The organism is Alcaligenes sp. PF14, assembly GCF_037150615.1.
GTDB classification, from domain to species: Bacteria; Pseudomonadota; Gammaproteobacteria; order Burkholderiales; family Burkholderiaceae_B; genus Alcaligenes; species Alcaligenes phenolicus.
In genome coordinates, this window is record NZ_JBAGRS010000005.1 from 17507 (window position 1) to 36414 (window position 18908).

The following is an 18908-nucleotide window of genomic DNA, read 5'->3' on the forward strand; positions in this document are numbered from 1 at the left end:
TACCGTGGCGTTTTTTTCAACATGACACGATCTGCCTGCCCCACGGGGAAATTCTCCGTGCGATAATGCGCGCTATGGACCTTATCGCCTTAATGACTTCGCATTTCGACGATTCCGTCGATACTCTCAAAGCCAGCACACGCGAACTGGCCGAACCTTTGGCCGCCGCTGTCGAGCTGTTGTTTGCCACCCTGGCCAACGACGGCAAGATTCTGGCCTGCGGAAACGGCGGATCAGCAGCCGACGCTCAGCACTTTATTGCTGAGCTGGTGGGCCGCTTTGAGCGCGACCGTTTGCCCCTGGCTGGCATTGCCTTGAATACCGACACCTCCATCATGACGGCGGTGGGTAATGACTATGGCTTTGACAGCATCTTTGAACGCCAGGTCAGTGCCTTGGGCCAGACTGGCGATATTCTGGTGGCCATCTCCACCAGCGGCAATTCGCCAAACGTGATCCGCGCCATCGAAGCGGCTCGCGAGCGCGATATGGTCATTATTGCCCTGACCGGCAAGGGCGGCGGACAAATCGCCGACCTGCTCTCGGATACCGACATCCATCTGTGCGTCCCGCACGATCGAACCATGCGTATTCAGGAAGTACACATTGTTCTGTTGCACGCCATGTGCGATGGCATTGATGCGCTGCTGCTCGGAGATCCACTATGAAACACCGTTTGATTCTGGCCGCCTTGCTGGCCAGCACTACGCTGACCGGTTGCGGTCTGCTGGTAGTTGGCGGCGCTGCAGCCACAACCGCCGTTGTCGCTACCGACCGCCGCACTACGGGCGAGCAGGTCGAGGACAAAACCATTGTCATGAAAGCCGGTGCGGAAACACGTCGCCTGCTGGAAAACAAGGAAGGCCGCATCAATACCACGTCTTACGCCGGGGTTGCCCTGCTGACGGGTGATGTGCCTACCCAGGCCGACAAGGAGGAAGCTGCTCGCCTGGTTTCCAAGGTTGATAAGGTAACTCGCGTGGTCAACGAACTGCGTGTGGGTGAACCTACCCCCTTGAGCGTACGCTCGAACGACTCCTGGATCACCACCCGCGTCAGCACCGCCTTGCTGAACGCCAAAGACGTTCCCAGCCGCACGATCTCCACCACCACCGAGCGTGGCGTGGTCTATCTGCTGGGCCGCGTTACCCGTGAAGAAGGCGAACGCGCAGCGATTGCTGCCTCCAGCGTCCCTGGCGTGAACAAGGTGGCCAAGCTCTTTGAATACGTCAGCGCCGAAAGCCTGGCACAGCCTTTGAGCACCAATAATCAGCCAAGCAATAGTTCTGGCACAGCGGCCCCTGCAACTGAGCCTGCGCCCGCCTCCTCTGTAGAAGTTATGCCCGTCCAATGAAAAAAGTAGTCATCATTGCCCTTGCTGTTGCCATTGCCGTGGGTCTGGGCGTCTGGACCATGTCCGGCAGCACCAAGGCCAGCGCCCCCGATGTCGCCTTTACCGATCTGAATGGCAAGCACTTTGAAACCAAAGACTTGCAAGGCAAGGTCGTCCTGGTGAAATTCTGGGCCACGGACTGCACCACTTGCGTGGCGCAAATGCCTGACAACATTGAGAACTTCAATGCCATGTCCGGCAAAGGGTTTGATATTGTGGCCGTGGCCATGAAGCACGACCCCATCAACTACGTGCGCAACTTCACCCAATCCCGCCAACTGCCGTTCACGGTTGTCCATGACGACAAGGGCGAAATCGCCAAGGCTTTTGGGGACGTCCGTTTGACGCCCACTGCCTTTTTACTCGACAAACAGGGCCACATCATCAAGCGCTACCTGGGTAATTACGACAAGCAGGAATTCATTGCCACCGTCGAAAAAGCCCTGGCCAGCAGCTAAAAGCCTGTTTCTGCCCCCAGCCACATAACCCCGGGTACCAGCAGTGGACCCGGGTTTTCTTCAAGTGAGCGCATCAATGAGCACCACAGATTCGCAGAATTACTCCTCGACCGTCAAAGCAGAAGTTTTGTCCGAGGCCCTGCCCTATATTCGCCGTTTCCACGGCAAGACCGTCGTCATCAAATACGGTGGCAACGCCATGACTGAAGAAGCGTTGCAGCGCAGCTTTGCCCATGACGTCGTCTTGCTCAAGCTGGTTGGCCTGAACCCCGTTGTGGTGCACGGTGGCGGCCCCCAGATCAATGACGCGCTCAAGCGAGTGGGCAAAGAAGGCACCTTTATTCAGGGCATGCGTGTCACCGATGCAGAAACCATGGAAGTGGTGGAGTGGGTGCTGGGCGGGCAGGTGCAGCAAGACATCGTGATGATGATTAATGAAGCCGGTGGCAAGGCCGTGGGCCTGACCGGTAAAGACGGTGGCATGATTCGCGTCACCAAGAAAATGCTGCCGGATGCCGAGCATCCTGGCGAGCTGCTGGATATTGGTTTTGTGGGTGATATTGAAAGCATCCAGCCTGAAGTGGTCAAAGCCCTGCAGGACGATCAGTTCATCCCCGTGATCTCCTCAATTGGATACGGTGAAGACGGTCAGGCCTACAACATCAATGCCGACGTCGTTGCCGGCAAGATGGCCGAAGTGCTTAGCGCTGAAAAACTGGTCATGCTGACCAACACTCCCGGTGTGCTGGACAAGGCAGGTCAACTGTTGCGTCGCCTGTCAGCTCAGACCATCGACGAACTGTTCGCTGATGGCACCATCTCCGGCGGTATGCTGCCCAAGATCTCTTCGGCCCTGGATGCAGCGCGCAATGGCGTCAACTCCGTACATGTCATTGATGGCCGTGTCCCTCACTGCCTGTTGCTGGAAATCCTGACTGACCGTGGTGTGGGCACCATGATCAGCTCGCACTAATCCGTGCGCGCTCCTATCCGTGCCCATGCCTGGGCACGGCCTTTGTCAGCCTGTCAGCCAGATGAAACCATCTGGCTGTTTGATCTGGATAACACCCTGCACAATGCCTCCAAAGGCATTTTCCAGGCGATTGATGGACGCATGCGCATCGGCGTGGCGCAAACGCTGGGCGTGGATATGGACGAGGCCGACCGGCTGCGTCTGGAATACTGGAAACGTTACGGCGCCACCATGATCGGCCTGCAACGCCACCATGGAGCAGACCCGGCGACATTCCTGAGACACGCTCACGACTTTGACGTGCCTTCCCTGATCAGCGCCGAACCAGGCCTGGCCTACCAATTGCGCCGTCTGCCTGGCTACAAACTGCTGCTGACCAATGCACCGCTGGAGTACGCACAGCGCGTCTTGAAAGCCCTGAATCTGCTGCCTGTCTTTGACGGGCTATGGGCCATCGAGCATATGCAGCTGCAAGGCCGTTATCGCCCCAAGCCCTCTCAGGCATTGATGAAGCAGGCTCTGGCCGTGCTGAAATCCCAGGCCCGCGACATTGTTCTGGTCGAAGACACCCTGCGCAATTTGAAAAGTGCCCGCCAGTTAGGGATGCAAACCATCCATATCTATAACGCAGGCACTCCATTTAGCGCTCTGTATCATGGACGCAGCCCGTATGTTGACCATCGCATCAACCGCATCGCACAACTGGTCAAGAACTGGCCACGTTCCTAGGCCTGCTTAGAACGCCAGCTGGCGCTCCCCTTGCTGAATGGTGACCCACTTCAATTCGGTCATGTCCGCAATCGAGTAGCGGCCATTTTCCTTGCCGTAGCCACTGTCCTTGAAGCCACCGAAAGGCGCATTCGGATCATCATCAAAGGAGTTGTCGTTGATGTGGACCGAACCTGCCTCGATACGCTCGGCAAAATCCATGGCCTTTTGCAGATCGTTAGTCAGAATGGCAGAGGATAAGCCGTAGGAAGTATCATTAGCCATTTCCAGGGCGTGCTCGTAGTCGCGCGCCTTGTAGATGGCAGCCACAGGACCAAAAGTCTCTTCGTGGTACAGATGCATGTCCGGGGTCACATCGCACAAGGCCGTAGGCTGGATCACATTGCCTTCGCGGCCGCCACCTGCCAGCAAGGTGGCCCCCTTGGAGACGGCGTCCTGAATGTGGGCCTGCACAAAATCAGCCTGTTCGGAACTGATCAGCGGACCAACCGCGGTTTGTGGCAAAGCAGGATCACCAGTAGGAATACGAGCCACTTGCTTGGCAAAGGCTTCGCAGAACGCATCGTAAATGCCCTGCTCCACAATGATGCGCGAGTTGGCCATGCACACTTGGCCCTGATTGAAATAGATGCCGAAAGCGGCGGAGCGCACAGCGTAATCCAACGTGGCATCATCCAGCACCACGACCGGGCTTTTACCACCCAACTCCAGCACAATGCGCTTTTGATGGCGACCAGCCAGATCCGCCAGGATACGACCCACTCGAGCCGAGCCCGTGAAAGTCACCAGTTTGACGCGCGGATCAGAGAACAAGGTATCGCCCAGAGCTTCGTCGGTGGTCAGCAGAACGGTCAACACACCGGGAGGCAGACCGGCTTCTTCCAGAATCTCGGCAAACATCAAGGCAGCCATAGGCGTATGCGGCGAAGGCTTCAGGATGAAACTGTTACCCGCCGCCAGTGCCGGGGCCAACTTCTTGCCATTGAGCAGCAAAGGTGCATTGAAAGGCCCGATCCCAGCCACCACGCCCAAAGGACGACGAATGCTCATGGAAATACGCCCTGGCAGGTCCGACGGCATGGTTTCACCCCGAATATCGCGGGTCTGACCGGCGGCAATACGGAAGGTGCTGACGATGTAATCGCACTCGAACATGGCCTTGCCAAAGACGTTACCGCCCTCTTCAACCAGCACACGCACGATGTCGTCGCGACGGCGTTCCACAATGTCAGCCGCACGGCACAAAATCGCTTCACGTTCACGGGCCAGCATCTTGCCCCAGATGCGCTGTGCACGTTCTGCACTGGCTAGCGCTTCTTCAATGTCCTGTTTGGTCGCCAGAAAAACGCGAGCCAGCGGTTTGCCCGTATAGGGATTGACCAGGTCCTTATGCAACTGACCTTCTGATTTCCAGGCCTGTCCGTTGATGTAGGGGTAGACCTGCTTTAGCTGCTCTGTCATGACTGCTCCTTTCCTGTGTTGTCTCCAGGTGCGCTTTGGGCACCCTTCATGGTTAAACCCGATAGCCACCGAGGTGCGCCATAGCTCACCATGCAGTACTGTCTTAGATACCATTCTTGAGCCAAATGCCTCTCTGTGTCGTGGACTGGGGCGCAGCCCAATCTGGACAATGGCGCAGAAGACGGAAAAAAACGCATGAGCACGAACTACCACTGGGATACGCAGGCTTTGCCACCCGGACAAGGCGCCAAGCTCTGGACCCAAGCCATTTCACTGTCCTTTCAGCACGTACAAACGCAGTGCCACGGACAAAACTTTCATGGCACCTTGCGCTCGCAACGTCTGGGGGAGGTAGCGATCAACCGGCTGACCGCTCAGCCCTATCGGGTCAGCACAAGCAGGCCGCAAACGGATCAGCCCTGGTTGTTCTTGAATGTGCATCAACAAGGCCACTGCCGCCTGATTCAGAACGGGCGTGAGCAATGGCTCCCCGCCGGGAGCCTGAGCCTGAATATAGGCACCAGCCCCTTCACACTGGATTTTGTGGACGAGGTCATTATGACCACGCTGCGCTTGCCGCTGGAGGGGCTGCTACCCTATACCGGCCCTTTGAATGACGTGGTCGCCCAGCCTCTGGCGCAAGGTGCCAGCCTGCACTTGCTGGAACACTATCTACAAGGCTTGCTGCTGTCTGCCGATGGCCTGCGGGCCAATCAGCACGATCAGGCCTGGCGTTGTCTGCGCGACCTGTTGGCCATGAGCATTAACGAGCGGCGCTCTGCCTCGCCTGCTCCAAGCGCGGCTCGGTACGAAGATGCACTGGGCTATCTGTCTGATCGACTAGGTGATCCCGCCTTGAATATTGCAGCCCTGTCCGAGCACCTGGGTATGGCACCGCGTACCGTCCAGGAACTGTTCAAAGCACAGGGAAGTACTTTTACAGCCCAGTTAATGCAGCTGCGGCTTGATGCAGCCGCACAACTGCTGCGCCAGACATCGTCCAACACGGTGGCGCAAATAGCCTATTCAGTGGGATTTTCAGATCTGTCCTACTTTCACCGCCAATTTAGACGGCGCTTTGGCATCACGCCAGGCCATTTTCATGCTCATGGCCTGAAGTCGTGAAGCAGAGATCAGAAACAGATCAAGTGTGATCGGCATGTTCAGCCGCTGAACCGCATACCGGGCAAGCGGGATCTTTGCGGAAACGTACGGTATGCCAATTCATATTGAAGGCATCCACACTTAGCAAACGGCCCACCAAAGGCTCTCCGAAGCCGCCTAACAGCTTCAAGGCTTCAACCGCCTGTGCGCTACCCACCATACCCAACAAAGGCGACAGAACGCCTGTGGTGGCGCAACGCAGCTCCTCGACGTCGTCCGCTTCAGGGAACAGACAGTGATAGCAAGGAGCTTCGGGCTGACGCAAGTCGTAAGTACTGACCTGACCCGAAAAGCGAATCGCTGCACCGGACACCAACGGTTTGCGTAGTGCCACGCAGACACGGTTGATAGCATGGCGGGTTGCGAAGTTGTCGCAGCAATCCAGAACCAGATCCACTTGCTGAACCCAATGCATCAAGCCCGCTTCGTCCAGACGCTGAACGACGGGTGTCACCTTCACTTCGGGATTGAGCTGCTCGATGTGCAGCTTGGCAGATTCAACCTTGTCCCAGCCCAGACGATCGGTGGTGTGAGCAATCTGACGCTGCAGATTGCTCAATTCCACCTGGTCATCATCCACCAGAATGATGGAGCCCACACCCGAGGCCGCCAGATAAGCCACCACGGGGGAACCCAGTCCCCCGGCTCCAACGACCAGGATGCGGGAAGCCAGAATCCGCTCCTGCGCTTCTACCCCGAATTCATCGAGCAGAATATGCCGCGCATAGCGCAGTAATTGCTGATCTTCCACGTCAGGAACCTGTGTTTACGGCTTTACCGGTTCGAGCCCCTTGGGGGTGATTCGGAACCGCTCAACGCTGGGTTGCTGACTCAGGGGACTTTTTTTTTCCGGCGACTCGGACTCCACTTCCTTTTCGCGCTTGGCAGCCGCTTCCTTGGCCGCAGCTACTTTGGCTGGATCATTCTTGATCACAGGACGGCCAGCCAGATGGTTCAGCGCTTGCTGCAACTGGAAGTCGTCGTCACCACCGAATTCAAACATCTTGAATTCCGGGCTCATGCCCAGATCAGGCTGTTCTTCTTCGGTAGTTTCATCCACCTTGCTGTTGACCAGGTGGCGCTTCAAGTCCACTTCACGCGGCAGGCGGAACAGATTGCCCTGGGCGGTGTCATCCACGACCACGTCCGGCTGTACGCCCGTCACCTGAATGGAAGTACCGTTAGGTGTGTAGTACAAGGCAGTCGTCAGTTTCAGGCCCGATTCCTCGGACAGAGGGACCACACTTTGCACCGAGCCCTTGCCGAAGGTGCGGTTACCGATAATGGTGGCGCGTTTGTGGTCTTGCAAAGCACCGGCCACAATTTCCGACGCCGAGGCCGAACCCACGTTTACCAGCACCACGATAGGCACGCTCTTGAGCCAATCCAGTTTCTTCAGAACATCCGCGTCCGTATCCAGCTCGCCCAGAACGGACTGCATGGATTTGACGTAGTACTCGCGGTTGGAGGAAGGAATACGGCCCTTGGTGGAAACCACCAGATCACCCGAATCCAGGAAGGCGGAAGTCACGCCGATAGCGCTTTCCAGCAAGCCACCAGGGTCGTTACGCAGGTCAATCACCAAGCCTTTTGGTGCGCCTGGGCCTTTATGAACTTCGGACAACTGCTTGACCAGATCAGCAGCGGTACGTTCCTGGAACTGGGCAATGCGTACATAGGCCACATCGTCAGCCAGCATCTTGGAGCGCACACTGCGTACCTTGATGACATCACGCACCAGGTTGAACTCCAGCGGCTTGTCACGTCCGGCACGACGGATCGTCAGCTTGATGGAGGTTTTGGGCTCGCCACGCATTTGCTTGACGGCATCATTCAGGCTCAAATCCTTGGTGGGTTTGCCATTGATGTGCGTGATGATGTCGCCCGCCAGAATACCGGCGCGCGCCGCAGGCGTATCCTCGATAGGCGAGATAACTTTAGGCATCCCGTCTTCGCTACCAATCTCTATGCCCAGACCGCCGAACCCGCCTTGGGTCATGGCTTCCATTTCCTTGAAAGCGTCGGCATCCAGATAGGCCGAGTGCGGATCCAGATCGGTAAACAAACCCTTGATCGCGTTATTGACCAGGGCCTGATCCGTCAGGGGCTCCACATACGTGTTCTTGATGGCAGCGAACACATTGGCGAACTGCTGCAGTTCGCGCAAAGGCAATGGCTCGCCGCGTTGAGCGACCGCAGTAATGCCCAGGCTGATCAAGATACCGCCCACAGCACCTGCTGCCACTAGACCAATGCTGCCAATCCTTCGAGTGCTCATGCACATTCCCATTATTTTCAGATTCAAGACGGGGCCACCTCCCGGAGCTGACCCGACCATGCATTATAAGAGTAGCGTAAAGCGTCGACCAGCGTGAACTGGGCTGGAGTCGCTACCCCGCGCAACAAATGCGAGCAAACGTAAGCACCGCAGGCAAAAGTGGCTTAGGAACCTAACCAAACCTGCGGATTGATTGGCTTGCCTTGATGGCGCAACTCGAAGTACAGGCCGGGTTCAACCTGGCCGCCGGTGGCTCCCACCCGCGCAACCGCATCCCCACGCCCCACAATATCGCCTACTTGCTTGAGGGTGCTCTGGTTATAGGCATAGACACTCAAGTAATCGCGACCATGATCAATAATCAGCAAATTACCAAAACCGGTCATCCAGCTGGCAAAAACCACTCGGCCTGGAGCTACCGCGCGAACCGTGGTGCCGGCCTGTGCTCGCAACACAATACCGCGCCAAATGCCGCCATCAGGACGTTCAGCCCCGAACTTGCCTTGCATTTCGCCGCGTACCGGATAAGGCAAGCCACGTTTCAGACCCTGGAAACCACCTTCTGGTTCCAAGGCGGGAGCAGATGCCTGCTCAACGGGCTCCTCAACGACCTGAACCTCGCGCACTTTGGGAACGGCCGGTTTGCTGATCGGCTCGCTAGGCTCGGACGACGCTTCCAGGCTGTCTGACAAGAGACGCTCGTTCGCGGTCGGCGGCGTGTAGGTCAGCGGTGGACGCGGAATCATGGGTTCCGGATCTGGCTTCTGTGGCGCAGCAGGTTCCGGCTTGCTAGGTGGCAAGGCCGCAGGCAAAGGCGGTTGCGTGGCACGAGCCCGCTCCAGCAACTCCCGCTCGCGCTCCAGACGTGCCTGTTCACGGGCGGCCTGCTCTTGTTTGGCTTTACGCTGCAACTCTTGCTGACGAGCCAGCTCGGCTTTGCGCGCTTCCTCTGCACGGCGCGCCGCTTCCCGTCGGCGTTGTTCTTCGGCGCGACGGGCCAGCTCGGCCTGTCGGGCAATTTCAGTTTCCAGGCCGGAGATCAAATCTCCCAGCCGTTTGTCATTACTTTGCAGGTTGGCAGCCTGACCGCGCTGGCGTTCCAGCTCGGCGCTGATGTCAGCCACCACCTTGGCTCGTTTTTCTTTTTGTTCTTCCAGAGCTTCCTTCTGAGCCGCGGCCTCCTTGGCCAGTTGCTCCTGCTCTTTCTCACGCGCGGCAACCTGGGTCTGCAAGCGATCCAGACGCTCTACGGTGCGACGTACTTTATGAACCTGCTCGGTCTGCTGACGCGAGACATAGCCCAGGTAATGCAATTCGCGGTTAATGGCGTTGGGATCATCACCCGACAAGAGGGCAGACCAGGGCGACACACCATTGGCGTATTGCGCTCGTAATTGCTCGGCCAGCTCCTGCTGACGTTGCTCTTTAATCACTTGCTGTTCGCTGATCTGTTTGCCCAGCGTACCTAGCTGCTGGTGCAATTGTTCCTGCCGCTGCTCAATCTGAGCCAGCGTGCGATCGATATCGGAAATAGCCTGCTCGGATTCGCGCAAGGCATTGGCGGCGTCACGACGCGAGCTTTCGCTAGTGTCGATGGTTTTGCGCAGCGATTCGATCTTCTGGCGCAGCTCTGCCTGCTGCTTTTGAGCCTGGGCCTGGCGGGCGGCCAAGTCCGGATCAGCAGCCAGGGCCGGTAAGGTCCAGGCTGCCAGCAACAGGCAAACGCTGTAGCGCCACATTATTTACTGCGCCTTGCCCTGATTGGCCACGGCTTGCATCTGAGCCGCAATCGCTTCCTGGTCGCCCAGGTAGTAATGACGGATAGGACGCAGGTTTTCGTCCAGCTCGTACACCAAAGGCTGGCCGGTAGGAATATTCAGGTGAACGATGTCCTCGTCAGAGATGCCGTCCAGGTGCTTGATCAGCGCGCGCAAGCTGTTGCCGTGAGCCGTCACCAGAACGCGACGGCCGGAGCGGATTGCAGGAGCAATGGACTCGTCCCAGAAAGGAACCACGCGGGCTACGGTGTCTTGCAAGCACTCAGTGCGAGGCAGCTGATCAGCTGGCACACGCGCGTAGCGAGCATCAAAACGCGGATTGCGTGGATCGTCTTCAGCGACGGGCTCGGGAGCGATTGCGTAGGCACGACGCCAGACCAGGACTTGATCCTCACCGTACTTTTGTGCGGTTTCGGCTTTATTTAAGCCCTGTAAAGCACCATAATGGCGTTCGTTCAGGCGCCAGCTCAAACCTATGGGGGTGTGCATGGCGTCCATCGAATCCAGGGCGATCCACAAGGTACGGATAGCGCGCTTGAGGACCGACGCGAAAGCCAGGTCGAACTCAAAACCGTTTTCTTTAAGCAGATCACCGGCCTGCTTTGCCTGTTGACGCCCGGTTTCGGTAAGATCGACATCGGTCCAGCCAGTAAACCGGTTCTCCAGGTTCCACTGGCTTTCGCCGTGCCGCATCAGTACAAGTTTATACATGGTAAAAACAGCCTCGAGGTTGAAAAATTGGCGCCACTCTATAATCGTGTGATCTTGCCCTTTTTTCTTGCTTTTCTTGGTAATCAACAGGATTTAACGTGGACTTCATCTTAAGTCAGAACAATCTTCTAATTTTAGCAATTGCGGTGCTTGCCGGCATTATGCTGTTAATACCCAGCTTTTTCAAAGGCCGTGCGGGACGCGCAGTTTCAAGCTCGGAAGCGGTACAGATGGTAAACCAGAAAGACGCTATTTTGATTGATCTGCGCAGCGCCGATCAGTTCAAGGCCGGGGCAATTGCACAATCTCGCAACATTCCTGCTGCCGACCTTGACGCCAAGGCCAGCACACTGCCCAAAGACAAGCCTGTCATTCTGGTGTGCGATACCGGTCGCAGCGCTCCGCGCAGCGTGGCCGTCCTGCGCAAGCACGGCATCAACGAAGCCTACACATTGCAAGGCGGTATTCAAGGCTGGCTGCAGTCCAGTCTGCCCGTCAAAAAATCGTAAGCTCCCCCTTCTACGAGGCTCTCATGGCAAAAGTCACGATGTACTCCACAATGGTGTGCCCTTATTGTGTGCGCGCTGAAATGCTGCTCAAGCAACGCGGCGTAACTGAAATCAATAAAATCATGATTGATCGCGAACCCGAACAGCGCGCTCTCATGATGGAGCGCACCGGTCGGCGTACCGTTCCCCAAATCTACATTGGCGACACCCATGTAGGTGGCTACGATGATCTGGCCGCTTTGGACCGCGAAGGTGGCCTGCTGCCTCTGCTGGCTGCCTGATTTTTTTTCTAACAATTTTTTTATCCCATAGGATCACCCATGGCCGACCAGAACACCCCAGCCGCTGACCAAGAAGCTCAACAACCCAGCTTCAGCCTGCAGCGCACCTACATCAAAGACCTGTCCATCGAAATGCCCAACGCTCCCCAGATCTTTCTGGAGCAAGAGGCCCCTTCCGTGGAAGTGTCGATCAATGTGGGCGGCCAACGCCTGGCTGACACCGTCTACGAAAGCACCGTCACCGCTACTGTGACCACACGCATTGGCGACAAGGTCATGTACCTGGTGGAAGCTACCCAAGCCGGTATCTTTGAAGCTGCCAACATTCCTGAAGAGCAGCTCGAACCCCTGCTGGGCATTGTGTGCCCCACCATGCTGTACCCCTACTTGCGCGCTGCCGTGGCCGACGCCATCAACCGCACGTCCCTGCCTGCCCTGCACCTGACTGAAGTGAACTTCCAGTCCCTGTACGAGCAGCGTCTGGCCCAGCAAGCCGCCCCCGCTGACGGCCAGCCCTTGCAGGCCTGATGATGTCAAACGCGCACACTCCTGTTCGTGTTGCAGTCCTGGGCGCAGGCAGCTGGGGAACGGCCTTGGCCGCTCTGGCCAGCACCCAGGCTCCCACGATGGTATGGGCGCGCAAAGCATCAACCGCACAAGCCATCGGGCAGGATCATCGCAATCCAGCCTACCTGCCCGATGTCGTGCTGCCCGACTCGCTACAGGCCAGCGACAGCCTGCAGCAAGTCATGGAGTTTGCTCTGGCTGATGACACCGGCCCTGCCCTGCTGATTCTGGGCGTGCCTGTGCGTGGCCTGGCGCAAACCTGTGTGGATCTGGCGCAGTACCTGCCTGCCACACGCCGCCATCCCGTCCTGCTGGTCTGGACCTGTAAAGGCTTCCATCAGGAAAGCGGCTTGTTACCCCACCAGATTGTGCGTGAAAGCCTGCCCGACCATCCCTGGTTAGGCCGTGCCGTGCTCTCTGGTCCCTCGTTCGCCCTGGAAGTGGCTAAAGGCCTGCCTGTTGCGCTGACACTGGCCTGCGAACCTGCTGATATGGCCGGCATTGCCCTGGAGGCTTTGCATGGCAAGCAAGCGCGCCTGTACACCAGCACCGACATGATCGGCGTGGAAGTGGGCGGCGCTGTCAAAAACATCATGGCCATTGCCTGTGGCATTGCCGACGCTCTGGGCCTGGGCCATAACGCCCGTGCCGCCCTGATTACCCGAGGCCTGGCTGAAATGCAGCGCCTGGGTGTTGCGCTGGGTGGTCAATCCGAAACCTTCTACGGCCTGGCGGGCCTGGGGGATCTGGTCCTGACGGCTACGGGCGAATTGTCCCGCAATCGCCAAGTAGGCCTGGCGCTGGGTGCTAGTGAAAGCCTGGACAGCATCCTGGCCACCGGCATTACCGCTGAAGGTGTACGCTGTGCCCGTTCGGTTCTGGAAATGGGCCGAGCACACCAGATTGAATTACCGATTACCGCCGCGGTCTGCCAAATCCTGTTTGAACAACTGGCCCCGCGCGAAGCTGTCCACGCCTTGCTTACCCGCGAGGCAAAGCAGGAAGGCCACTAATACCTTCGTCTGCCCGATCTGGCACTTCACCCGCGCTGCCAGAACTGCAGTCAACCGTCTCTTACTCAGAATAAAACAATGTCATTGCTTGCTCGTTCTCGTGATCTTCTGATCCGCTCCGTCCTGGGGCTGGCCTGCACTGGTTTGCTGGCTCAATCGGCTCTGGCCCAATCCAGCTGGCCAGAGCGCCCGATTCAAATGGTCGTGCCGTTCCCGGCAGGCTCCTCGCCTGACGCCCTGGCCCGTGCCATTTCCGAGCCCCTGTCCCAAGCTTTGGGCCAGACTATCATTGTTGATAACCGCCCCGGTGCTGGTGGCAATATCGGCACCCGCTTCGTAGCGCATGCCAAACCCGACGGCTACACCCTGCTGCTGACCATCAATGGTCCCATGGTGACCGCCCCCACCCTGTACAAGACCTCGCTGGGCTATGACCCGCTGAAAGACTTGCAGGCCATCTCCATGATTGGCACCAGCCCCAACGTGCTGGTCGTGCCGGCCAACTCGCCCGCCAACACGGTAGAAGAGTTCATTGCCCTGGCGAAATCTCGTCCTGGCGAATTGAACTACGGCTCAGTTGGCCCCGGCAGCTCAGCCCACCTGGCCATGGCCATGCTGGAACATGCGGTTGATATCAAACTGGAACAAATCCCCTACTCGGGCTTTCCACAAATCCTGACCGCCATTATTGGTGGCGACATTGACGCCGCCTTCATGGTGCCCGGCATTGCCATGCCCCAGGTTGAAGCGGGCAAGGTGAAAGCTCTGGCCGTAACCTCCCTGCAGCCCAGCGAATTGCTGCCCGGTCTGGACACCATGGCACAGGCCGGTCTGGAAAACTTCGAGGCGATTTCCTGGGACGCCTTCTTTGTGCCCCACAATACCTCGGACGATGTGGTCAAACGCCTGAACCAGGAAATCACCACCATCCTGCAACGCGACGACATCAAGGCCAAGCTCAACGCCTTTTACTTCTCATCCGAGCCTTCCACCCCGCAGGAGATGACGGACAAGATCATTGCCGACAAGGCTCGTTGGGATGAGGTGATTGAACGCCTGAATCTGTCGCTGGAGTAAGGACAAGATCGAAAAAAACGGCCCTGCAAATTCAAGATTTGCAGGGCCGTTTTCTTTGCAGCCATTACCCAAAAAAATAAATACGCGCCGTTCAATGACAAATGTGGCGTCGCCCAGGACTACACCCTTTCGGCCTGTCTCTGCACAAGCTTAAACCCCACCTTCGTAACCCGCTTGCCGCCAGGCATCAAAAACACAAATCGCCACGGCATTGGACAGGTTCAAGCTGCGTTGCCCCGCCAACATGGGCAGACGAATCCGCTGCTCATTGGGAAACAAGGCCAGTTGTTCTGCAGACAAGCCTGCGGTTTCGCGGCCAAATACAAATACATCACCCGGCTGAAAGCTTTGCTCAGCCAGCAAATGGCTACCACGTGTAGTCAGGGCAAACGCGCGATCCGGCGCGGAGCCAGTGGCCTGGAGGGCTTCTTCCAGACTGTCGTGCACCTTCACTTGCGCCCACTCGTGATAATCCAGCCCGGCACGACGCAGCTTGCTGTCTTCAAGCTCAAAGCCCAGGGGCCGCACCAAGTGCAAGACACAGCCTGTATTGGCCGCCAGTCGAATGACGTTACCCGTGTTGGGGGGGATCTCGGGCGAAACCAGGACGATATGAAACATGAAAAACCTAAAAAGTGCAGAAAAAGCCGCAAACAAGCGAGGAAGTATACAGGGCTAGGATGCCTTCAGTTTCCAGGGAGCTCGTGCAGCGACCAAGGCATAAACAGACTGTGCACCCTCCAAACGGCAGGCCCGGGCCAGAGCATCCAAAGTGGCTCCTGTGGTCAGCACATCATCGACCAACAGCACATCACACCCTTGTAGCGACTCCCGTAGGTTAAAAGCACCCCGCATGGCCTGCCTGCGAGCCTGACGCCCCAAGTTCTTCTGTGCCTGCTCATGCCGTACTTGCGTCACGACGATATGCAAACGAGCTGACAAACCCAATTCATGTGCCACGCGCCTGGCCAGCACGGCTGCCGGGTTAAAGCCCCGCCGGCGCAAGGCTTTACGCTGCGAAGGCACTGGAATGACCCGGCAAGCAGCGTTCAGCACAGGCCCATGCCTACGCCATTGCTGCACCATCAGTTCCGCCAACACCGCTGCCATTTCCAGCCGACGGGAAATTTTAAACGCATGTATCAACATATCGCCAGGATGTTCATAATCGAATCCGGCAACCGTCGCTTGCAGGGACAATTGCCCTGCTCCGCAATCCGGGCAGGCCAGTAAAGCCAAAGGCGGCAAGGCCAGAGCACAACGAGGACAGCGCAAATCCTGGGCCGGTGTTGCCAGCGCGTGTCGGCAAAAGCGACACAGTGGGCCAGTTTGCGAACGTAATCCACACAGCACACAAGGCCGTGCCAGCAGTGGAATCCCTACAAGACGGTGGGTCGGCTCGCGCCGAAACAGGGGATGCGCCATAATAGATCATTACCTTTCAGAGCCAGGCTAATCCGATCACAGCACATGCCACTGATCCAGGCCAGCAACGTCCGCGCAACTATGTCCCAGTTACCTTCTTTACCAATCAACTCCGCCCACGTCGAGCAGCAATTCAATCGCCGCGCTCCCCTGGATCACGCTCAGTTTCTTTATGGTGAAGTCGCGCAACGGATGTTGTCCCGGCTGGCTTTGGTGCGCTTGCAACCCACTCATATTCTGGATGCCGGCTGTGGTGCCAGCCACGCGCTGGAACCTTTGCGTTCCCGCTACCCGGATATGAACTACACCGGCCTGGACCGCAGCGCCAAGCTGTTGGAGGTTGCCCGCGAGCGCTACCAATCCAAACCCAGCCTGTGGCAAAAACTACGCAACCAACCTACCCCTGCTGCCAACTGGGTTCAGGCCGATATGGCCAATAGCGGCCTGCCCGCAGAAAGCCAGGAGCTGGTCTGGTCGAACATGGCCCTGCACTGGCACCCGGAACCGCATCGAGTCCTGGCTGAATGGAACCGCCTGCTGAAACCCGAGACGCTGGTCATGTTCTCCTGCCTGGGTCCCGGCTCTTTTGCCGAGCTGCGCAGTGCCATGGGGCAAGCGGATCTGGGCACCCAAACGCTGGAATTCGTGGACATGCACGACTTTGGCGATCTGTTGCTGGAAAACGGTTTTGCTGATCCCGTGATGGATCAAGAGGTCGTGACGCTAACCTACCGCAGCGCTGAAAAACTGCTGGATGATTTGCGTCTACTGGGCGGCAATCCGCACCCACAACGCAAGGCCAGCCTGAGCACCCTGCCCTGGCGTCAACGCCTGCTCAATGCGCTGGAGAAACAGCGCCATATGGACGGCACCTTGCATCTGAGCCTGGAAATTGCGTACGGGCACGCCTGGCGCGCTCGTAGCCGTCGCAGCACCCAGGGCGAGGTCAGCGTGCCGATCTCCACAATCAGCCGCCGCCCCAAACCCCAGGAATAAACCGCATTTAGAAGCGGTATTCGGCCTGCAACCAGAAGCGGCGGCCATCTTCCGCATAGGAATAGGCTCCGCTGGTACCCGAGTCGCGACGACGATCGGTCAGGTTATAGACGGCCGCGCTCAAGCTCAGATCTTTTCTGGCACGCCAGCTAGCTCCCAGATCCACCGTAGCAATCGTCCCCATGCTTTCGCTGACAGCACCGCCCTGTCCCCAGGAAATATTGGTTTCCCGACCACGCACGTTCAAGGTCGAGAAGGCTGACACGGCTTCATTCGGCGTCCAGTCCACGGTCAGGCTGCCCATATTGCGTGGGGTCGCCACCAAGGGCTGTCCTTCAGACTGCGGGTAGCCAAAGCCCAGGATAGTGGCGCTGCCATTACGCACCTTGGAGTCCGTAAAGGTATAGCTGCCGCGCACTTTCCATTGCTCGTTAAAGCGATAGGCCAAGCCCAGTTCCAGACCCTGAACCCGTGCTTCAGTGATATTGAAGTAGGTGCTATACATGCTGTTGGTATACGGGTCCGGTGGCACAGGGCGGCCATCGGGGTAGTACAGCTGACGCGAGCCGGTATTGGCGATCTTGTTTTTGTAGCGGGTGTGGAACAAAGTAGCGTTGGCGCTCAACGGTCCGCCATCGTCAAAGTACAAGCCCAGTTCTACGTTGGTGCTGACCTCAGGTTCCAGATCCGGATTGCCCCAGGTATAAGCACCGCCACGCTGCGGCAAACCGATTTGCGGATTGCTTTGCATAATGGTCGGAGACTTGAAACCCTTGGCGATCCCGCCTTTCAGCGTCCAGGCATCCGTCGCACTCCAGACACCGTACAAACGGGGAGTCCAGTGACGGCCATAGAACTCGTTGTCGTCCATACGCACGCCGCCGGTCAGGGCGAAGGATGGGCTCAGGCTCCATTCATCTTCCAGGAACAGGGAGTATTCACGCACGGAAGTATCCACACCTGCGCCATTCGGATTGGCGTAGTAGCCATCGGCCTTCAACTCGCTTTTGCGCCACTGAAAACCACCCACCAGCATGTGATCGGCCAAAGGCAGGGTGAGCTTGCCATCAATCACGGTATTGCGAAGATCAGGGCGGGCGCTTTGAGTGGGGCCATCGCGATAGGCTTGTTCACGGTTCAGGCTTAGCTCCGTATCAAAGCGGCCCCAACGCCCCGTATGGGCCAGCGTATAGCTGTCGCGCACGTACTCGTTTTCATTGGCCTTGCCCGTCAAAGCCAATGACTTGCCGGGGGTGGTCCAGAAATGCTGGGTCGTGCGGCCAGCTTCAAACATGAACTCATGATTGTTATTGGGGGTTGCCCACAAACGCACCGTACCGTTTTGACGTTTGGCACGCGCAAAGCCATTCAACACCTGATCTTCCTGACGTTGCTTGTGGTAGCCCCAGAACTGCAAGCCCAAGCGCCCCGGCACGATGGGGCCAGACAAGTACAAATCAGCCGAGCCGCTATTTCCAGCCGAACCACTGTCCTGCAAGGTATAGCCACCGGTCAAGGAGCCGTGCCATTTGTCGGCCACTTTGCGCGTCACAATATTGATGACTCCGCCCAAAGCCTCAGAGCCGTACAAGGTCGACATGGGGCCACGCACCACTTCGATACGCTCAATGGCTTCCAGCGGGGGAATCCAGTTCATGTCCAGAGCCTCAGACACCCCACCCTTCATAGTGATCTGACGCATGTCCTGGCGACGACCATCAATCAAGACCAGCACATGCTCGGACTCCATGCCGCGAATCGAGATAGCCCCTTTGTCGCCACCTAAAATGCTGACGCCCGGCACCTGGCGCAAGGCATCGGCCAAAGACTCAAAGCGTTTCCCCTCCAGCTCCTCGCGCGGAATCACGGTGATAGAGGCTGGTGCGCTCACCACCTCCTGCGCGAATCCCGAGGCGGTCACCGAGATTGCACTTAACTGCTCAACTTCATTGCGTTCCTGAGCCCAGGCGGACATACACGCCAAGGATAAGGCGGCCAAGGGCCAACGCAGGCCCGTTCTCATTTTCATCAGACTTTTTCCATTATTTATAATACGAACCAAACTCATTTCTATTTGCTACTATCATGAGCCCGG

20 protein-coding genes are annotated in these 18908 nt (G+C 57.6%); 12 read left to right on the forward strand and 8 right to left on the reverse strand.

The window, feature by feature from the left end:
• The first annotated feature begins 74 nt into the window (after positions 1 to 74).
• The 5 genes from WFM49_RS11600 to WFM49_RS11620 all read left to right on the forward strand — a co-directional run bounded on the left by WFM49_RS11600 (position 75) and on the right by WFM49_RS11620 (position 3553).
• The gene (locus WFM49_RS11600; protein ID WP_009458645.1) at positions 75 to 668 is read left to right on the forward strand and encodes a phosphoheptose isomerase; all 594 of its coding nucleotides are present in this window, start codon (positions 75 to 77) and stop codon (positions 666 to 668) included.
• Complete coding sequence (locus WFM49_RS11605) at positions 665 to 1354, forward strand: BON domain-containing protein (protein ID WP_009458644.1); 690 nt, start codon at positions 665 to 667, stop codon at positions 1352 to 1354. The genes WFM49_RS11600 and WFM49_RS11605 overlap by 4 nt, the downstream gene beginning before the upstream one ends.
• Positions 1351 to 1851 (forward strand): peroxiredoxin family protein, encoded by a 501-nt coding sequence (locus WFM49_RS11610; RefSeq protein ID WP_021447175.1) that lies wholly within the window; start codon positions 1351 to 1353, stop codon positions 1849 to 1851. Before WFM49_RS11605 ends, WFM49_RS11610 begins: the two co-directional genes overlap by 4 nt.
• A gap of 76 nt (positions 1852 to 1927) precedes the next feature.
• Entirely contained in the window at positions 1928 to 2824 is an 897-nt protein-coding gene (gene argB / locus WFM49_RS11615) for an acetylglutamate kinase (RefSeq protein ID WP_009458643.1), read from the forward strand.
• Positions 2825 to 2827: 3 nt separating this feature from the next.
• Positions 2828 to 3553 (forward strand): pyrimidine 5'-nucleotidase, encoded by a 726-nt coding sequence (locus WFM49_RS11620; protein ID WP_336973336.1) that lies wholly within the window; start codon positions 2828 to 2830, stop codon positions 3551 to 3553.
• Between the two features lie 6 nt (positions 3554 to 3559).
• On the opposite strand, the gene WFM49_RS11625 is transcribed toward WFM49_RS11620, so the two are convergent.
• Positions 3560 to 5014 (reverse strand): aldehyde dehydrogenase family protein, encoded by a 1455-nt coding sequence (locus tag WFM49_RS11625; protein WP_021447176.1) that lies wholly within the window; start codon positions 5012 to 5014, stop codon positions 3560 to 3562.
• A 195-nt stretch (positions 5015 to 5209) separates the two neighbouring features.
• Here WFM49_RS11625 and WFM49_RS11630 point away from each other — a divergent pair, with 195 nt between their 5' ends.
• Complete coding sequence (locus tag WFM49_RS11630) at positions 5210 to 6139, forward strand: AraC family transcriptional regulator (protein WP_152978324.1); 930 nt, start codon at positions 5210 to 5212, stop codon at positions 6137 to 6139.
• A 19-nt stretch (positions 6140 to 6158) separates the two neighbouring features.
• Here the strand turns inward: WFM49_RS11630 and WFM49_RS11635 are convergent, their stop codons facing one another.
• The 4 genes from WFM49_RS11635 to gpmA form a co-directional block, all read right to left on the reverse strand.
• A complete protein-coding gene (locus tag WFM49_RS11635) occupies positions 6159 to 6929 on the reverse strand; it encodes a HesA/MoeB/ThiF family protein (protein ID WP_336973338.1) in 771 nt (256 codons plus the stop codon).
• A 15-nt stretch (positions 6930 to 6944) separates the two neighbouring features.
• Positions 6945 to 8456, reverse strand: coding sequence for a S41 family peptidase (locus tag WFM49_RS11640; protein ID WP_336973340.1), 1512 nt, complete (start codon positions 8454 to 8456; stop codon positions 6945 to 6947).
• A gap of 164 nt (positions 8457 to 8620) precedes the next feature.
• The gene (locus WFM49_RS11645) at positions 8621 to 10195 is read right to left on the reverse strand and encodes a murein hydrolase activator EnvC family protein (RefSeq protein ID WP_336973342.1); all 1575 of its coding nucleotides are present in this window, start codon (positions 10193 to 10195) and stop codon (positions 8621 to 8623) included.
• Positions 10196 to 10198: 3 nt separating this feature from the next.
• Positions 10199 to 10945, reverse strand: a complete 747-nt coding sequence (gene gpmA / locus WFM49_RS11650) for a 2,3-diphosphoglycerate-dependent phosphoglycerate mutase (protein ID WP_009458620.1) — start codon at positions 10943 to 10945, stop codon at positions 10199 to 10201.
• 161 nt (positions 10946 to 11106) lie between these two features.
• Here gpmA and WFM49_RS11655 point away from each other — a divergent pair, with 161 nt between their 5' ends.
• From WFM49_RS11655 to WFM49_RS11675, 5 genes are all read left to right on the forward strand, one after another.
• Positions 11107 to 11454, forward strand: coding sequence for a rhodanese-like domain-containing protein (locus WFM49_RS11655; RefSeq protein ID WP_226349166.1), 348 nt, complete (start codon positions 11107 to 11109; stop codon positions 11452 to 11454).
• A gap of 23 nt (positions 11455 to 11477) precedes the next feature.
• The gene (gene grxC, locus WFM49_RS11660; RefSeq protein WP_009458616.1) at positions 11478 to 11735 is read left to right on the forward strand and encodes a glutaredoxin 3; all 258 of its coding nucleotides are present in this window, start codon (positions 11478 to 11480) and stop codon (positions 11733 to 11735) included.
• Between the two features lie 39 nt (positions 11736 to 11774).
• Positions 11775 to 12263 (forward strand): protein-export chaperone SecB, encoded by a 489-nt coding sequence (secB, locus tag WFM49_RS11665; RefSeq protein WP_009458614.1) that lies wholly within the window; start codon positions 11775 to 11777, stop codon positions 12261 to 12263.
• On the forward strand, positions 12263 to 13315 hold the full coding sequence (locus tag WFM49_RS11670) for an NAD(P)H-dependent glycerol-3-phosphate dehydrogenase (RefSeq protein WP_442893033.1): 1053 nt from the start codon (positions 12263 to 12265) through the stop codon (positions 13313 to 13315). The genes secB and WFM49_RS11670 overlap by 1 nt, the downstream gene beginning before the upstream one ends.
• A gap of 78 nt (positions 13316 to 13393) precedes the next feature.
• Positions 13394 to 14392: a Bug family tripartite tricarboxylate transporter substrate binding protein gene (locus WFM49_RS11675; protein WP_009458612.1), complete on the forward strand. Its 999-nt coding sequence runs from the start codon at positions 13394 to 13396 to the stop codon at positions 14390 to 14392.
• A gap of 150 nt (positions 14393 to 14542) precedes the next feature.
• Here WFM49_RS11675 and WFM49_RS11680 read toward each other — a convergent pair whose 3' ends face one another.
• Both WFM49_RS11680 and WFM49_RS11685 read right to left on the reverse strand, forming a co-directional pair.
• Complete coding sequence (locus WFM49_RS11680; RefSeq protein WP_035270260.1) at positions 14543 to 15013, reverse strand: tRNA (cytidine(34)-2'-O)-methyltransferase; 471 nt, start codon at positions 15011 to 15013, stop codon at positions 14543 to 14545.
• A 54-nt stretch (positions 15014 to 15067) separates the two neighbouring features.
• A complete protein-coding gene (locus tag WFM49_RS11685; protein WP_336973350.1) occupies positions 15068 to 15817 on the reverse strand; it encodes a ComF family protein in 750 nt (249 codons plus the stop codon).
• 81 nt (positions 15818 to 15898) lie between these two features.
• Between WFM49_RS11685 and WFM49_RS11690 the strand changes: the two genes are divergently transcribed.
• Positions 15899 to 16813: a methyltransferase domain-containing protein gene (locus tag WFM49_RS11690; protein ID WP_254498784.1), complete on the forward strand. Its 915-nt coding sequence runs from the start codon at positions 15899 to 15901 to the stop codon at positions 16811 to 16813.
• 7 nt (positions 16814 to 16820) lie between these two features.
• Here the strand turns inward: WFM49_RS11690 and WFM49_RS11695 are convergent, their stop codons facing one another.
• Positions 16821 to 18842, reverse strand: coding sequence for a TonB-dependent receptor domain-containing protein (locus tag WFM49_RS11695; protein WP_137430624.1), 2022 nt, complete (start codon positions 18840 to 18842; stop codon positions 16821 to 16823).
• Between the last annotated feature and the right edge of the window lie 66 nt (positions 18843 to 18908).

Bases quoted from the DNA above. Each gene is read 5' to 3' on its own strand.
- WFM49_RS11685 (WP_336973350.1), bottom strand. From the start codon at position 15,817: ATGGCGCATCCCCTGTTTCGGCGCGAGCCGACCCACCGTCTTGTAGGG.
- WFM49_RS11690 (WP_254498784.1), top strand. From the start codon at position 15,899: ATGTCCCAGTTACCTTCTTTACCAATCAACTCCGCCCACGTCGAGCAG.
- WFM49_RS11610 (WP_021447175.1), top strand. From the start codon at position 1,351: ATGAAAAAAGTAGTCATCATTGCCCTTGCTGTTGCCATTGCCGTGGGT.
- WFM49_RS11630 (WP_152978324.1), top strand. From the start codon at position 5,210: ATGAGCACGAACTACCACTGGGATACGCAGGCTTTGCCACCCGGACAA.
- WFM49_RS11680 (WP_035270260.1), bottom strand. From the start codon at position 15,013: ATGTTTCATATCGTCCTGGTTTCGCCCGAGATCCCCCCCAACACGGGT.
- WFM49_RS11605 (WP_009458644.1), top strand. From the start codon at position 665: ATGAAACACCGTTTGATTCTGGCCGCCTTGCTGGCCAGCACTACGCTG.
- WFM49_RS11645 (WP_336973342.1), bottom strand. From the start codon at position 10,195: ATGTGGCGCTACAGCGTTTGCCTGTTGCTGGCAGCCTGGACCTTACCG.
- WFM49_RS11640 (WP_336973340.1), bottom strand. From the start codon at position 8,456: ATGAGCACTCGAAGGATTGGCAGCATTGGTCTAGTGGCAGCAGGTGCT.
- secB (WP_009458614.1), top strand. From the start codon at position 11,775: ATGGCCGACCAGAACACCCCAGCCGCTGACCAAGAAGCTCAACAACCC.
- WFM49_RS11695 (WP_137430624.1), bottom strand. From the start codon at position 18,842: ATGAAAATGAGAACGGGCCTGCGTTGGCCCTTGGCCGCCTTATCCTTG.
- gpmA (WP_009458620.1), bottom strand. From the start codon at position 10,945: ATGTATAAACTTGTACTGATGCGGCACGGCGAAAGCCAGTGGAACCTG.
- WFM49_RS11670 (WP_442893033.1), top strand. From the start codon at position 12,263: ATGATGTCAAACGCGCACACTCCTGTTCGTGTTGCAGTCCTGGGCGCA.
- WFM49_RS11625 (WP_021447176.1), bottom strand. From the start codon at position 5,014: ATGACAGAGCAGCTAAAGCAGGTCTACCCCTACATCAACGGACAGGCC.
- WFM49_RS11675 (WP_009458612.1), top strand. From the start codon at position 13,394: ATGTCATTGCTTGCTCGTTCTCGTGATCTTCTGATCCGCTCCGTCCTG.
- WFM49_RS11655 (WP_226349166.1), top strand. From the start codon at position 11,107: ATGCTGTTAATACCCAGCTTTTTCAAAGGCCGTGCGGGACGCGCAGTT.
- argB (WP_009458643.1), top strand. From the start codon at position 1,928: ATGAGCACCACAGATTCGCAGAATTACTCCTCGACCGTCAAAGCAGAA.
- grxC (WP_009458616.1), top strand. From the start codon at position 11,478: ATGGCAAAAGTCACGATGTACTCCACAATGGTGTGCCCTTATTGTGTG.
- WFM49_RS11600 (WP_009458645.1), top strand. From the start codon at position 75: ATGGACCTTATCGCCTTAATGACTTCGCATTTCGACGATTCCGTCGAT.